This window comes from Pseudomaricurvus sp. ABR4_320 (assembly GCF_056159445.1).
On record NZ_JBSWVF010000015.1, the window covers coordinates 67,206 to 82,911 of the forward strand.

The 15,706-nt window shown below is 50.0% G+C and carries 11 protein-coding genes; 1 reads left to right on the plus strand and 10 read right to left on the minus strand.

The window, feature by feature from the left end; all coding sequences use genetic code 11:
- The first annotated feature begins 17 nt into the window (after positions 1–17).
- Positions 18–1,091: a glycosyltransferase family 4 protein gene (locus tag ACXAFR_RS22015; RefSeq protein WP_475181022.1), complete on the plus strand. Its 1,074-nt coding sequence runs from the start codon at positions 18–20 to the stop codon at positions 1,089–1,091.
- Here ACXAFR_RS22015 and ACXAFR_RS22020 read toward each other — a convergent pair.
- The 10 genes from ACXAFR_RS22020 to parE all read right to left on the minus strand — a co-directional run bounded on the left by ACXAFR_RS22020 (position 1,088) and on the right by parE (position 15,698).
- A complete protein-coding gene (locus tag ACXAFR_RS22020; protein WP_475181024.1) occupies positions 1,088–1,987 on the minus strand; it encodes a glycosyltransferase family 2 protein in 900 nt (299 codons plus the stop codon). The genes ACXAFR_RS22015 and ACXAFR_RS22020 overlap by 4 nt on opposite strands.
- A gap of 100 nt (positions 1,988–2,087) precedes the next feature.
- The gene (locus ACXAFR_RS22025; RefSeq protein ID WP_475181025.1) at positions 2,088–3,008 is read right to left on the minus strand and encodes a glycosyltransferase family 2 protein; all 921 of its coding nucleotides are present in this window, start codon (positions 3,006–3,008) and stop codon (positions 2,088–2,090) included.
- 26 nt (positions 3,009–3,034) lie between these two features.
- Positions 3,035–4,003: a glycosyltransferase gene (locus ACXAFR_RS22030; protein ID WP_475181028.1), complete on the minus strand. Its 969-nt coding sequence runs from the start codon at positions 4,001–4,003 to the stop codon at positions 3,035–3,037.
- A gap of 9 nt (positions 4,004–4,012) precedes the next feature.
- Positions 4,013–5,257, minus strand: coding sequence for an ABC transporter ATP-binding protein (locus tag ACXAFR_RS22035; RefSeq protein ID WP_475181029.1), 1,245 nt, complete (start codon positions 5,255–5,257; stop codon positions 4,013–4,015).
- Positions 5,258–5,289: 32 nt separating this feature from the next.
- On the minus strand, positions 5,290–6,111 hold the full coding sequence (locus tag ACXAFR_RS22040; RefSeq protein ID WP_475181032.1) for an ABC transporter permease: 822 nt from the start codon (positions 6,109–6,111) through the stop codon (positions 5,290–5,292).
- A gap of 282 nt (positions 6,112–6,393) precedes the next feature.
- On the minus strand, positions 6,394–7,440 hold the full coding sequence (locus ACXAFR_RS22045) for an NAD-dependent epimerase/dehydratase family protein (protein ID WP_475181033.1): 1,047 nt from the start codon (positions 7,438–7,440) through the stop codon (positions 6,394–6,396).
- A 316-nt stretch (positions 7,441–7,756) separates the two neighbouring features.
- Positions 7,757–10,153, minus strand: a complete 2,397-nt coding sequence (locus ACXAFR_RS22050; protein WP_475181036.1) for an acyl-CoA dehydrogenase — start codon at positions 10,151–10,153, stop codon at positions 7,757–7,759.
- Between the two features lie 59 nt (positions 10,154–10,212).
- Complete coding sequence (locus ACXAFR_RS22055; RefSeq protein WP_475181038.1) at positions 10,213–12,315, minus strand: 3-hydroxyacyl-CoA dehydrogenase NAD-binding domain-containing protein; 2,103 nt, start codon at positions 12,313–12,315, stop codon at positions 10,213–10,215.
- Complete coding sequence (locus tag ACXAFR_RS22060; protein ID WP_475181040.1) at positions 12,315–13,628, minus strand: acetyl-CoA C-acetyltransferase; 1,314 nt, start codon at positions 13,626–13,628, stop codon at positions 12,315–12,317. Before ACXAFR_RS22060 ends, ACXAFR_RS22055 begins: the two co-directional genes overlap by 1 nt.
- 162 nt (positions 13,629–13,790) lie before the next feature.
- A complete protein-coding gene (parE, locus tag ACXAFR_RS22065) occupies positions 13,791–15,698 on the minus strand; it encodes a DNA topoisomerase IV subunit B (protein WP_475181042.1) in 1,908 nt (635 codons plus the stop codon).
- Positions 15,699–15,706 lie beyond the last annotated feature (8 nt).

Sequence of the window (15,706 nt, forward strand, 5' to 3'; positions counted from 1 at the left end):
TCCGGACTTATAAACCGGTGCGAATAACATTTGTTGTACCCGCAGTAAACCTCAGTGGAGGGCTGCGGGTCGTCTCAATCTATGCCTCTTACCTTGCCTCCCAAGGCCACCAGGTAACAATCGTTTCTCCAGGGCCCCGGCAATTTTCGATGAGAGATCAGCTGAAATCTCTGGTAAGAGATCGCAAGTGGCTCAAAGATACCAAATTTAACAAGGCCTTTTTTAATGATCCTGCCGTCAATTTGATCGTGCTGGATGGCTGTAAGACTGTTGATGAATCACAGGTTCCCGATAGCGATGTTGTCATTGCAACCTTGTGGCTGACTGCAGAATGGGTAGCGAGATTCTCAGCAAAAAAGGGAAAGAAATACTATTTCATTCAGCATTATGAAATTCACCCCTGGTTCCCTAAAGATAGAGTCATTGCCACCTTAAAAATGCCATTTGAGCGAATCGTCGTATCACAGTGGCTAGAGAATATTTTAGCGGATGAATATAAGCTACCCTGCCGCTTAGTTCCAAACGGGGTAGACAGTCAGAAGTTTGCTTTCTCGGAGCGATCAGGGAAAGAACCTCTCAGAATTGGCTTTATGTATGCTGTTCGAGACTACAAAGGATGCGACATAGCCATTGCCGCAATCAATAAGCTTCTTTCTGCCTACGCTGACTTGCGTATTGTTGCTTTCGGTACATCCCCACTTCCCTCGGACTCATTTCCCGAAGGTGCCCAGGTCGAATTTCATTTGAACCCGCCCCAGGCAGAGATTCCCTTTATCTACGGCAGCTGTCGGGCCTGGTTATTCAGCAGCCGAGTAGAGGGATATGGCCTTCCGCTCTTAGAAGCCATGTCGTGCGGTACCCCACTAGTCGCCACTCGGGCGGGAGCTGCGCCCGAATTACTGGAGAAGCATCAGGAACAACTGATTGCCGTGGACGATGTCGACGCCATGGTGAAGGCGGCCACGCGGTTATTTGAATTAGCACCCGAAGACTGGAAACAGCTCTCCAGAGAAATGAGGGCAATTGCCGAGGGGAATCATTGGGACAAGGTTGCCGCACAGTTTGAGCAGGCGCTACTGCCAAAAACCTAATGACCTCGAAGCGCGCAGAAAAATAATTTTAAACTATCCTTGGACACGGGCCTTTTACTCAATAGCTTTAACGCGTAGTAACGCGCCGTAGCAACATGCCCATATTTTAATGCCAGCCAACCCCACTGCTTATAAATATCGGTCAGACTATGAAACGTCGGCTGAGTCTTCGGCGGCTCTCCGGTTAATTGACGCCGCCCCCAAGCATCAGCCAGAGCTCGATTGACAATAGCGTCCCGCTCAGCAATCCTCGTTGCGACCAACCCTGTAGTCGTCTGACGCTTAGTGATTAATGGCTCGGCAAGATTGCACAGTTTACCGACCTCCCCTAATCTTAGCCAAAGGTCGTAATCTTCCGCAGGACAAAATCCCTCACGGTAACCCCCTACACGCCTGAGCGCATCGGCTCGAATCATCGCAGCAGGGTGGTGTATTGCTGAAGCGCCAGTCAGCAGGCGCAGTTCAATCTCTTCATGACTCAGCGGTACAGAAAACTCCCCTAAAGGGCGCTCTTCTGCATCGATTAAAGCGGCGCTACTTCCTAAAGCAACAACGTCAGCATGCTGATCGAGATAATCATTTTGGAGACGAAGACGCTCTGGAGCGCAAAGATCGTCAGCATCAAGGCGGGCAATATATAAACCTTTCGCTGCCGCCAAACCGTCATTTAACGCTCCAACAATACCTGTGTTAGGTCGACTAACAACAACCAACTGAGGCAGTAATGCCTTAAACGACTGCAACACTGATAGACTGGCATCCTTGGATCCATCATCGACACAAATGACTTCGAAATCCTGAAAATCCTGTAAGCGCAAAGATTCCAGCGTTGCCGCCAAGTAAGCCTCTGCGTTGTAAACGGGGATCAGCACGCTGATCTTAGGCTGATGAGGCATGCTCGTTTTGCGAAGGGAAGTTGTTGGCAGAGACACGGATCACCAATTCAAAGATAAAAATAGCTACCACGGAAAGTGGGCGTTCACTAGCAGTCGGGCGCTAGCCTAAAGATGACTTGAGCAGCAATTTCCAGGCACCGATATCCAACCCCTTATTACGTAGCGCTTTCAGCGCATAAGCTCGAGCCGTAGACTTTTGCCCGTAATTAAATGCCTGCCACCCATATTTTAGAAAATAAGATTGTTGCGAGTTACGGTCTTTCGAATCCGCCCGCCAGTGCTCTGTCGCGCGAAATTCACCAGAAATGCCTCTTCGTTGCCAAGCGAGCGTACAAGCGCGCTGCGCTGCGTCTCGCTGCTCAGACGCCTTACTGGCAGAAATAGATGTGCTGAGTGTGCGATAACGCAGTAAAACTTCATCGACATTTGCCAGCAGTCCAATTTCACCAAGCCGCAGCCAAAGGTCTAAATCTTCGGCAGGATAGCATTCTGCCGAATAACCTCCTGCGGCTCGCAGTGCAGAGGTACGTATCATTGCGGTTGGGTGACAAATCGTCGTGTGCCCCTGAAGAGCGATTCTCTGTATATCAGCATCAGTCCTTGGTTGACGAATTCGAGTGATAATGCGGCTGCAGTCATCGATCAACTCAAAATCACTGCCAACACAAACTACTGCGGAGTTACTTTTAAGAAAGCTAAGCTGGCGTGCAAAACGATCCGGTAAGGTGATATCATCCGCGTCCATGCGAGCTATAAAATCACCCTGAGCAGCATCCACACCTTCCTGCAAAGACGCCACCAGGCCTCGGTTCTCACGACGTATACAGCGAACTCTGGCGTCATTATCCGCGAATGCATCAATGACAGCGGCAGAACCATCCGTTGAGCCATCATCGATAACAATCAACTCAAACTCACGAAACGACTGCATAAGAACGCTTTGTATCGCATCATGCAAGTAAGAACCGGCGTTATAAACCGGCATAACCACCGATATCACCGGTTGTTGAGTGGCGATCATTTCTGCTGCTTCTATGGTCGAGAACCTCAACCTTTTTTAAACAATCGTTTTAGATAGCTTTTGGATGCCCAAAAACACACCTTTAGTGCTCGCTCATTCCACAAAGCGGCTGGCCGCCACTTAAATAGAATTTTAAGCTGCCTCATTGCAGCATCGACTTTACCAAAGCGAATGAGATTATAAGCACACAAAATGATGTACTTTTCACCATATGCTTTTGCCAACTCTAAGTGGGCAGGCGGACAGTAAACTTTCACTCGATCCACACCGCGAATCATATCCAGAGCCGACTCACCGGATTCAACAATACCCACAGTTTCCTGCTGACCATGAACACGATAGCAAACGAGAGGCTCGGCCTCGTACCATACTGGGTCGTTTATACAGATGCGATACCACATCTCCCAATCCAGGACGTGCACCAAATCCGTTCGAAATACACCTATTCGATCATACAGTGATTTTTTCACCATAATTGATGGAGGAATAATCGCGTTTGTCGAAATCTGTACCTTGGCGGCTTCCGCCAAAATCCCAGATTCCTTAGACAAAAGCTTGGAAACGCTCGTAATCTTATCAATCTCATTGATATAGAATTGCTGGGAGAAAAAAGCACTAAAGGTTTCTCCACTTTCTACCGCAGCGCAAAACCGACGATAAAAGTCAGGCATGACTTTGTCATCTTCATGAAGAAGATGAACCCACTCACCATCAGCAATTTCGATACAACGATTCCAGTTGTCATTCAAAGGCAAGGTTTGCGGGTTTTCAACATAATGAAAAGGATACTGATGCTCTTCCAGCAGCTCCTTCGCATAGGTTTTCTCCGGCTTGTTATTTAAAAGCACCACTTTCATAGTGCCGTCATCAATAAAAGCATCAGAGATACTGGCCAACGTTGCAGCCAGATCAGGGTCATGCCGATAACAGGGCACAACCACACAGATCAAAGGTTTCATCGAAGTATCACTACCCTGTTGACTTTCAGTTCCCATGATTCTTAATTACACCGCCTTCCATGTGTGATCAAAAACTGCCGCCGAATGCTGAATTTGAGGAAGCTCGCCAGTGGGATAAAAAGCGCTAACACTGACGTCGAAAACATTAATTGGCTCTACAAAGTCATAGAGTTCGCGCTCTCCACGCAAACCTGCAATTACGTGGTATTCACCAATAGGAAGGCCCAACCGGGGAATACGACACTGAATCACGCCCTCATCAGTCAACGGAACTTCCGCACCCAAGATTTCACTATCAAGGGTCGATACCGCGACGCCAAAATGATTCACCAGCGTAATCCATGCAACGGCCTTGTTAAGCTTGCCAGGATTTTTGTAGCTGAAATTCATCACCAGCTCTTCACCAACGATAGGCGTTTCCAGCACTCGGCCATTCGTATCTTCCAGCGTTAAGCCCGTGAAATAGACTTTCTTATTGCCTTTTCGTCCTGGATCATCAATGGCCTGCTTACCAGCATTCGCCTTGGCCGCACTCAGATAATCTTTGACAACTTCAGTCGTCGGACCGTCATTGACCAACTGTCCTTTTTGCAAAGCAATCGCTCGAGTGCAAAGATTTTGAACGGCACTCAAGTTATGGCTGACAAATAAAACCGTCCTGCCACTCTGAGCAACATCGCTCATTTTTCCCAGACATTTTTTCTGGAAGCCGGCATCACCAACCGCCAACACTTCGTCAACGATCAGAATTTCGGGCTCAAGATGGGCTGCGACGGAAAACGCCAGCCTAACGTACATGCCAGAAGAGTAGCGTTTAACAGGCGTATCGAGGAATTTTCCGATTTCAGAGAATTCAACGATATCATCAAACTTACGATCAATTTCGGTCTTTCTCATTCCAAGAATAGAGCCGTTGAGATAAATATTCTCTTTACCCGTTAATTCTGGATGAAACCCTGTACCAACCTCAAGCAAGGAGGCTACTCGGCCTCTGAGAACGACACGCCCCTGGGTAGGCTCAGTAATCTTCGATAGAATTTTCAACAAGGTCGACTTGCCAGCACCGTTGTTGCCAACAACACCGATAACTTCACCTTCGTTGATATCGAAAGACACATCTTTCAATGCCCAAAAGGAATTATCCGTCTTCTTGCTACCACCTTCTGTTTTGCGAAAAGGAGATTTGATGGTGTTAACAATCGCCTCGCGAAAATTTTGGCCAGCACCAGAAAATGAACCCAATCGGTACCACTTGCCAATGCCCTCAACACTGATAATCGGTTTTTCCATGAATAATTCTCTCTCACCTCAAAGTCAGTTGATCAGGCCAAATCGGCAAAACGACGTTCTACAGAACGGAAATAGAAGATGCCAAAGAAGAACATGGCAATGGAGATGACAATGGACATCATCAGGTGAAGCAGGTCAAAGTTTGAACCTAGAATCGCAGCCCTGAAGGACTCAATAATGCCCACCATCGGATTAAGCGCCAAAATCCATTGATATTTCTCTGGAACAATACCTACCGGATAAACAACAGGGCTCAAAAACATCAGCGACTGCATCATGAAAGGAACGACATATTTGAAATCACGATACGAAACTGTCAATGCAGCAAGGAAGTATCCCAGCCCAAGGGTAAATAGGAACAAAATCACCAGGAGACAAGGAATAAAGATAATGGTCCACTGGGGCATTGTCTGGTGATACGCCATTAATCCGAAATAAACGAGAAATGCCAGGCAAAAGTCCACACAGGCAGCACCAACACAGGAAAAAGGTACAAACAACCTGGGGAAATAAATCTTGGTTAATAACGCCTGCTGGCTGACCAAACTGTTCGCCGCTTGGTTAACCGTTGTCGAGAAAAATGTCCAGGCCAATAAACCGCCATAGACATATATCGAGTACGGATACCCCTCGGAATCCATCTTGGCAAACCGCCCAAACACCATGGTGAAGATCAGCATCATAAAAAATGGCTGCAAAATCGCCCAAACGGCGCCGAGGACCGTCTGCTTGTAACGGACCAGAATGTCTCTCAGGGTTAGAAAATAGAGCAGCTCTCGGTAGCGATACAGCTCTTTAAAATCAATGCGCAGCCAACCCTTCGTAGGCTGAATAACAAATTCTTCTTTAAGCATTTTGGTCCTTTTTCGGAACTTCGGCAGCGTGGATTCCACACGCCGCGCAACTGCAGGTTTCCTTACACCGCAAGCGGCGCATGGTACTTAAACTCGGCAATCACTTGAATGATTGACTTACCTTATATCCATAGACAATAAGACGGTCACAGAGAAGTAACCCTCCAACTCTCTATTTGAAAATCCCTGTTTTAGGTTATAGCACAGGAAGAAATCGGAAGCCTGAGTCGAGCGGTAGATTGTGCCAACAGACTCAGACTTTCGAAAAATTAAGGCAGTGGTTTAGCGAACCCAGGCGATATCCGTATCAAGCAGTCCTTCAGCTTTAAAACGCTTAAGTACCTGATGTCGAATCAACTGAGATGAACGGAAGTCCTTGTCCACAAATTGAATGGCTTCAAGGCCAGCTTTTAATTCCATCACACTGCCCTTCAAATCCATAATTGGCTGATGGTTGGGCGCCAAAGATTTGAAAAGATCAAAATTTACACGATAAGAACGCTTATCCGGTGGAGCATCTGTATTGATGCTCAATCCAACACCAGGAATACACTCGGCAACCACCTCAGCCAATTGCTTGACCTGGTAGTTCCAGCTGTCAGAACCGGTATTTACAGCGAGGAACTGACCACCTGCAGACTTATCACGGGTCACAGCCCACTCAAGCGCGCGCGCCATATCCTTAACATTGATGAGCGGCCGCCAGGGTGTTCCGTCACTTAAAATGGTAATTTTACCATCAGCGATTGCACCTGCCACGAAATCATTCAACACCAAATCCAGGCGCAAACGATCACTCATGCCGCAAGCCGTCGCAAAGCGGCAACAGGTTACCACAAAACTATCGTCAGCCAATTTCTCCAAATCCACTTCGGCCGCCACTTTAGAGCGAGCGTAAGCAGTCAGGGGATTTAGCTCATCATTCTCTGTCTTCGGAAAATCACTGGCTGCGCCATACATGCTACAGCTAGACGCGAAGACATAGTGGCCGACGCCATTCTCTTTGGCGAGTTTAGCGAGACTAACCGCAGCGCGATGATTCACGGCCATCGTCGCTTCTTCAAACTCCTTACCCATAGGATCATTTGAAATAGCAGCCAGGTTGACGACTGCATCAACCCCTTTCAGCAATGCTTCCGGAAATGCCCGCACGTCACCGTAATACTGAGCATCCAAAATGACTTCTGGTACCAAAGTGTTTCCGGTTAGGCAATGGGAAAACAATCCCATGTCAAAGCCGATCAACTCCGCCGTAGGGAAGGTCGTTCTAAGCTGCTTAATTACACTGGGGCCCACATAGCCCAGATTTCCAGCGACCAGTACTTTCATAAATTCTCTCATCCCAGATTAGAATCGGTCTCACCGGCGTAGAACCGGCCATAATATTGACGGTACGACAGTGCTCTGTTGCCCGCTACGGCAAAAACGTCACAAATACCGCCTCTCGCGCCAACCGCGACTACTCTGACTAATTTTAGTACAGATATCCCTGAATACGGTCTGCCTGGCCGACCGGTGAAAGCGGCAGTGTATTATAGATAGCGGGAAGAATCATCGCCTGTCAGCACGTAAACCTTAACAGAGGATTAATGCGAATTCTGATGACTAAGTCATACAAAAGTGGATCAGAAAAATCTTCAGATCGTCAATTTTTGTCAGGAAAATCATTCACCTGTAATACAGCTGCAATCATTCGGTAACAGCTTTTCAGCTGTTCGGCATCATCGTGCCCAATAATCTCCTGACGCTCAGCCTCCGAAATCAAAACGTCAAAATTGGCAACCGTCAACACTTCCCCAAGGGATTTGCTGACTACTTTTTCTATTGCCTGAGTCTTCTGTATGGCATCGAACGCCTTCTTCAGCTGTGCGGGCGCATCGCTCCCATCACCAGCAACCACCTCACTGAATAACCGCTCATGAACGTCGCTGTTGGCCAGCAGGATCCTAGCCGCATAACGCCCCAACCGATCCGAAGGTTCCCGATAGGGACGCCCCAGAGGAAAGATCAAGCATCGAACGAGCGTGCCCAGCCAGGGGTGGGGCAAATTACGTAATGTGTTTACCAACGCATTTTGTATCTGGAATAAACTGTCGCGTAACGCGAAATGAACCAGCGGATGCTCTTCCTTTCGACTTCCCGAATCTCGATAGAACTTGAGTACAGCAGAAGCCAGATATAAATGCGTAAGCACGTCTGCCATGCGACCAGAGAGCTTTTCCCTGACTTTAAAGCGACTCCCCAAGGACAACAGAAGAACATCCGCTACAAACGCAAATACCGTACTCAGGCGCGTTAATTGGCGATAATAATGAGCGGTCCGGCCTTCGACAGGAGACGCGATCCAGCGCGCGCCCGTCAGCCCATAGATAAAGCTTCGAACCCCGTTGCGCAACACAAAACCCAAGTGGGAAAACAGCACTCGATCATATTCAGCCAAGGTTTCCGGAGACGACTCCTGTCCCGCCAGACGGATCTCGGATTGCAGCCAGGGATGATTACGCACAGCACCCTGCCCGAAGACAATCAAACTGCGGGTAAGGATATTCGCCCCCTCCACAGTGATACCGATAGGCAGGGCTTGATATAACGGAGCGAGATAATTCGACGGCCCAGTGATGATCCCTTTACCCGCATGAATATCCATGGCGTCATTGACGCTGCGACGATTAGCTTCCGTTGTGTAGAATTTTAAAATCGCCGATAGAACTCCGGGCTTTTCCCCCAACGCGAGCGCAGACAAGGTTAGCCGGCGAGCAGCCTCCACTCGGTATGCTTCCGCCGCCAATCTCGCCAAGACCTCCTCAATACCTTCGAAATAACCGATTGGCAATCCAAATTGGCGCCTTACTCTTGCGTACTGGCCACTGTACAGCGCACTTAACTTTATCCCCGTCGCCCCCAGAGCCGGCAGAGAAATCGCACGTCCGGCAGCCAAGCAATGCATCAGCATCTGCCAGCCCTGCCCCAAACGCTCAGCACCACCAATGACATAATCCAGAGGCACGAAAACATCTTCGCCGCGCAGTGGACCGTTCATAAAAACAGATCCAACAGGATAGTGACGATGTCCATGCCAGACACCTTTTAGATTGGCTGGAATCAGCGCACAAGAAATACCTAACTCTTCCTCGCCTCCAAGTAAGCCATCTGGATCTTTGGCAAGAAATGCAACGCCAATCAGAGTCGCCACAGGTGCCAGAGTGATGTAACGCTTGTTCCAATTCAGGCGCAGACCAAGAACCTGCTCACCTTCCCAATCACCGTAGCATACGACACCGGTGTCGCTCATGGCGGCGGCATCGGAACCTGAACCAATTCCGGTTAAGGCAAAGCATGGGATATGGGAACCGTCGGCCAGCTTTGGCAGGAAATTGCTCTTTTGCTCTTCCGTCCCAAAGTCTCGTAAGAGCTCACCTGGCCCCAGAGAATTCGGCACCATTACAGTAATGGCTGCCGTCAAACTACGACTGGCAATGCGAGCCACGACAGCAGAATTCCCCGCTGCGGAAAATTCCAAACCGCCATACTGCTTTTCAATAATCAAACTGAAGAATTTTTCCTGCTTAAGAAACGTCCAGACACTATCCGGCAAATCTCCCTGTTGAGAAACTTGCCATTCATCCAGCATGTCGCAGAGTTGCACCACAGGCCCAATCAGAAAAGCCAGCTCATCATCACGTAACTTTGGCTCTGGTGCAGAAAGGAGTTTCTGCCAGCGGGGTTCCCCGGAAAACAGTTCGGCGTCCCACCAGGTTGTGCCCGCTTCCAAAGCCTGACGCTCTGTCGCTGACAAACGCGGCGCGACTTCCCGAAACCAGCGGAAAACCGGTCCGCTGATAAGACCAATACGAAGCGGCGTTAAGGAAAGGAGTCCCGCCAAGACGAAACCCGCACCAGACAACCAAACAAAAAGAGTAGGCAGCAAAGACGTCAACCAGGCAAACAGTGCCGCCCCTAGAAGGACTGCAGAACAATGCCGCAATGATGGGCTCAAATACCCAAGCGCCAACAACAATCCCAGAAAAACGATGACGGACATACCAAACCTGCGTCGAAATTAAGTAAACGAAAGCTGACGCCAGGCCTCAGCAGTTAACATCAAAACAGGCTTTTCCATCCGCTATCGGCTTGAAATCGTTCGCCGTGGCTTGCCGTCAGCTTTGATAACTTCTCAACCAGGCTGGGTACATCCTGAGCCTGAATATAATGCAAAGGGCCGCCAAGAAACGGGGCGAACCCTGTGCCAAAAACGACAGCAGCGTCCAGCTGCTCATCATTAGCAACAATTTTTTCAGAACGACAGCGCACAACCGCATTGAGAAACGTCAGCAAAAGACGGTCACGCATAGTGCCGACGGAAGTGCCCATCGGCGGCAACTGCCCCCCATGTTTTGGCGGAGATTTGCGCCAGTCGTAAAAACCCTGCCCGCTCTTGCGACCTAAATTCCCAGATTGGACTTTGTCCCGTATCCAATCCGGCACTCGAGGTAAAGGCTCGGGAACACGAGTGCGCAGAGAATCAGCCACCGCAAGACAGATATCCAAACCGACCCTATCGACTAACTCTAAAGGCCCCATTGGCATACCAAATGCGAGCATGCTGCCATCAATATCGCTTAAGCTGGCACCTTCGTCAGCCAATAAAATCGCCTCGAGAAGATAGGGCGTCAAAATTCGGTTGACCAAAAAACCGGGGCGATCCTGAACAACAACAGGCAATTTGCCAAGCGCAAGCGCGAACAGGCGGCATAGGTTTCTGCATTCATCACTGACGCCATCATGATGCACTAACTCGACAAGCTGCATGCTGGCAACAGGATTAAAGAAGTGGAGCCCCATAAAACGAGACGGATCATCAACGTCCCGACTGAGAGACCCAACAGACAGACTTGACGTGTTACTGACCAGCAAGCTGTCTGTTCGCAGAGATTGACTAACTGTTCGATAGATCTCGCCCTTAATCTCTTCTCTTTCAGGAGCCACCTCAATCACGATATCCGCACGGGCAATCCCATGGCCGTCAATATCCGGCAGCAAGCGGTCGAACATCGCCTGGCGCTCACGAACGGAGAGTCGCTTAACCTGACGCAGAGCCTGAGCTCGCTGCAGGGTTTTTCCGATCATCGCTGGATCGGGATCACTGAGGGAAACCTGAAATCCACGCAGTGCGGCCCAGACAGCGATATCCCCTCCCATAACACCAGCACCGATCACATGAATGTGTTGCAGTTGACGCTCAGTGTTTGCTTCATGGCTGCGCAATGATTCCCGCAAGAAATAAATGCGATTTAGATTGGCTCCCAATTCTGAACCCGTAAGACCGGCAAAGGATGCAATTTCCGCAGGCCCTTGCTCGCGCCCTACACCACCGTGGTCTCGCCACAACCTCAGTAGATGCAACGGCGAAGGATAGTGGCCAAGATTGACTCGTTTACTCACCTGGTGCTGATAAATTTTTGCCAATATCGGTCGAACACAAGCAAGGTTAGCCAAACGATCTCGCCAACGGCGGGCACGTTTGGAGGCTCCTTTCCATTCGGACAGCGCCGATTCCAGATGTCGCTCTTCGACAACGACATCTACCAATCCTATTTTTTTGGCGGATGAAGCACTGACCTCTCGCCCGTCCAACATCATGTTTAGGGCACGCAACGGCCCCAACAACTGTACCGAACGCCAACTGCCACCCAAGCCGGGATGCAAGCCCAACCGAACTTCAGGAAAGCCGAGTCGCGCGCCTTTGATTGCGAACCGGTAGTCACACAAAAGCGCCAGCTCCAGGCCGCCGCCCAAACATACTCCGTGGAGCACAGCAATCTTTCGACACGGCAACGCCGCAAAGCGATCAAACAGGCTATGCGCTTGCAGCATAAGTCCGGTCATGCGTTGGGTATCGCTGTATTCGCGAAAGATCGAAATATCCGCCCCCCCGCAAAACCCTGAGACTTTACTTGACCGCAACACCAACGTTTTCGGAGGATTCGCTTCCAGGTGGGACACAATGCCCTCGAGTTCATGGAAGACATCAACGGTTAACAAGTTCAAATCGCTATCAGCACGATTGAAAACCAACCAACTGCAGCCACCATCACCCAGCAACTGCCAATGTCTGCTGGTGATGCCTGTATCAACAGGAAGGGAAGCTAAGACTGGCTTATTCGACGCCTTCAATAGAGATTCGCTAACAGACAACACATGCATCAGACCACCTCCAGAAGCGCCGCACCACCTTGACCACCACCAACACACAAGGTAGCAATACCTCGCCTAGAGCCGGTACGAGCCAGAGTTTTCGCCAGGTGAAGAATGATTCGATTTCCACTGGTACCAACCGGGTGTCCGAGACTGATAGCGCCACCATCAATATTCACACTTGCCAGATCTATCGGACCCAAGGCCTCCGGCAAATTCAAATATTCCCGGCAAAAAGCCTCCTGGCGCCAGGCAGATGCGCACGCTAAAACTTGACAGGCAAAGGCTTCATTCAGCTCCCAAAGATCGATTTGAGAAAGATCGCCATCACAATGGCGTGTTATCAGCGGAGTGCTGGCGAAGACCGGCCCCAACCCCATGACCGCAGGGTGCAAGCCAGCCCAATTCATATCAACCAGACGCGCCAAGGGTTTCAACTGCAACCTATCCACAGCAGCTTCAGATGCCAGAATCAACCAGGAGGCCCCGTCACTGACTTGGGAGCTGTTGCCTGCGGTTACTTTACCCCAGGGTTTTTCAAATACCGGCCGTAATTTCGCCAACTTTTTAAACGAAGAATCGGGACGAACCCCGTCATCCTTTAAGTGGGCATTCCCCTGTAGATCGAATATGGGTGTCACTTCGTCGTCTAAAATACCGGTTTCCTGAGCCGCAGCCAGCCTGAGATGACTCTCAACAGCATAGACATCTGCAGCTGCACGTGAGATGTCAAACAGCCCCGCCAAAACCTCCGCCGTCTGTCCCATATTGAGAGACACAATGGGATCCGTAAGACCTTGCCGCAAGCCAATAATTGGCTGTAAAAACTGGGGGCGAAAACGCCGAATAACTCCGAGACGCTCACCGAAGTTACGAGCCTGTGCAAGATCCGCCAACCAGTGTACTGCCTGCTGCGGCCAGAGCAGTGGCGAGTGACTCAGCGCTTCTGTACCACCGGCTAAAACCACTTCGGCACTGCCTGAGGAAATCGCACGAAACGCGCTATCGACAGCCTGCATACCAGAACCGCAGTTTGTTTGAACCGTGTGCGCAGGGATGCTATCAGATAGCCCCAACCGCAGGCTGGCCAATCTGGCGGGATTCATTTCCGTGGCAATCACATTGACACAGCCCAGCACCACTTGATCGATCGCTTCGATCACTTCTGGGTATTTCATTAGCAGAGGTCGTCCCGCCTGCACCGCCAGATCCACTGGAGTAAAAGGTCCAGGGCGACCAGCCGTTTTTAGAAAAGGAGTTCGCAGGCCATCGACGATATAGACGTCTCGGGAGCTAGAGTGCTCGTTTAGCGGGCGATTCAATGAACTACCTCCTACTACGGGAAATACGTGTTATTTTTGTCGTCGCTTCGCCAATAAAAGTCTGCCCATCATAAATCGATGGGCCAGTTAATACAGTGTAGTCTTTGAAGTCAGAAAGGGCGGCTGAATATGTCAGCGGTCGCCCCATGATCCTGAACGAATTTACTCGCCCTCAGCGAGAGCCAAAACGCCTTCGGCAAGATTTCCTTTTTCTTCCAACCAATTTTTCCGATCAGCCGCGCGCTTCTTCCCCAGCAGCATGTCGAGAATTTGATGAGTGTCATCCCCATTCTCGATCACCAGTTGCACCAAACGACGGGTATCTGGCGCCATGGTTGTCTCGCGCAACTGCATAGGATTCATTTCACCCAACCCTTTGAATCTCTGCACGCCGATTTTGCCTTTTTTCTTTTCGGCGTTGATTCGATCAATCACGCCTTCTTTCTCCGCCTCGTCCAATGCGTAATAGACCTCTTTACCGATATCAATTCGGTAGAGAGGTGGCATGGCAACAAACACGTGTCCAGCAGCAACCAGTGGCGCGAAGTGTCTTACAAAGAGCGCGCAGATCAGTGTCGCAATATGCAAACCATCCGAATCCGCATCAGCCAAAATACATACTTTGTGGTAACGCAAACCGGAGAGATCTGAAGACCCAGGATCGACACCCAAGGCAACAGAAATATCGTGAATTTCCTGAGAGGCAAGCACTTCCTGGCTGTCGACTTCCCAACTGTTCAGAATCTTACCGCGCAATGGCAGAATCGCCTGATATTCACGATCCCGGGCTTGTTTGGCCGAGCCGCCGGCCGAGTCTCCCTCCACCAGAAAGAGTTCGCCGCGCTCAGGTTCTCCCGACGAACAGTCTGCCAATTTTCCAGGCAGAGCCGGTCCCTGGGTGATCTTTTTACGGGCCACCTTTTTACTGGAACGCACACGCTTCTGTGCATTGGCAATACAGAATTCAGCCAGCTTATCACCTTCGCCAGTGTGCTGGTTTAACCACAAACTGAACGCATCCTTGGCAATACCGGCGACAAATGCAGCCGCTTCACGAGACGTCAGTCGCTCTTTAGTCTGCCCGGAAAACTGGGGGTCAGAATGCTTGTATGAGATAACGTAACAACAGTTTGCCCAAAGATCGTCGGGCGCCAGCTTTACACCTCGAGGTAGCAGATTTCGAAATTCACAATACTCTCGTAACGCGTCCAATAATCCGGTTCGCAGACCATTGACGTGTGTGCCGCCCTGAGCCGTGGGAATCAGGTTGACATAACTCTCCTGAATTAATTCTCCGCCTTCCGGCAACCACTGAACCGCCCAATCGACGGCTTCTGACTTACTGGAAAAGCTTCCCACAAAAGGCTCGGCGGGTAAGTTTTCCCAGCCGTTGGTCGAGCTTTTAAGATAATCTTTGAGCCCATCTTCGAAGTACCATTCGTCGCGATCACCGGTTTGCTCATCCAAAAAGATTACTTTGAGCCCCGGGCAAAGTACTGCCTTTGCTCGCAGAACGTGACGCAGACGCGATACAGAAAATTTTGCTGAATCAAAGTAGGAGGGATCCGGCCAAAATCTTAAGCTGGTGCCCGTATTACGCTTTCCACAAGAGTCGATGACTTTGAGGTCTTTGGACTTCTCACCATCCCGAAACTCCATCTGATAGACGTTGCCATCACGCTTGATGGTCAGCTCCAGCCGTTTGGAGAGAGCATTTACAACAGAGACCCCAACGCCGTGCAAACCGCCCGAAAACTGATAGTTCTTGTTAGAAAATTTGCCGCCCGCGTGCAGGGTCGACAAAATCACTTCAACGCCAGGCTTGCCCTGCTCAGGGTGAATATCCACCGGCATGCCACGACCGTCGTCGCTACAGGTGATGGACTGATCTTTATGTAAGGTAATTTCAAGACAACGTGCGTGACCAGCCAGGGCTTCGTCGACACTGTTATCGATCACTTCCTGAGCCAAATGATTGGGGCGACTGGTATCGGTGTACATGCCCGGACGTTTGCGAACCGGGTCAAGTCCTGTGAGGACTTCAATATCTTCTGCGGTGTAATTCGCCATTATTTCTT

Excerpts from the sequence above, each read along its gene's own strand:
- ACXAFR_RS22020 (WP_475181024.1), bottom strand. The coding sequence starts at position 1,987 with ATGCCTCATCAGCCTAAGATCAGCGTGCTGATCCCCGTTTACAACGCA.
- ACXAFR_RS22025 (WP_475181025.1), bottom strand. The coding sequence starts at position 3,008 with ATGATCGCCACTCAACAACCGGTGATATCGGTGGTTATGCCGGTTTAT.
- ACXAFR_RS22030 (WP_475181028.1), bottom strand. The coding sequence starts at position 4,003 with ATGGGAACTGAAAGTCAACAGGGTAGTGATACTTCGATGAAACCTTTG.
- ACXAFR_RS22035 (WP_475181029.1), bottom strand. The coding sequence starts at position 5,257 with ATGGAAAAACCGATTATCAGTGTTGAGGGCATTGGCAAGTGGTACCGA.
- ACXAFR_RS22040 (WP_475181032.1), bottom strand. The coding sequence starts at position 6,111 with ATGCTTAAAGAAGAATTTGTTATTCAGCCTACGAAGGGTTGGCTGCGC.
- ACXAFR_RS22045 (WP_475181033.1), bottom strand. The coding sequence starts at position 7,440 with ATGAAAGTACTGGTCGCTGGAAATCTGGGCTATGTGGGCCCCAGTGTA.
- ACXAFR_RS22050 (WP_475181036.1), bottom strand. The coding sequence starts at position 10,153 with ATGTCCGTCATCGTTTTTCTGGGATTGTTGTTGGCGCTTGGGTATTTG.
- ACXAFR_RS22055 (WP_475181038.1), bottom strand. The coding sequence starts at position 12,315 with ATGCATGTGTTGTCTGTTAGCGAATCTCTATTGAAGGCGTCGAATAAG.
- parE (WP_475181042.1), bottom strand. The coding sequence starts at position 15,698 with ATGGCGAATTACACCGCAGAAGATATTGAAGTCCTCACAGGACTTGAC.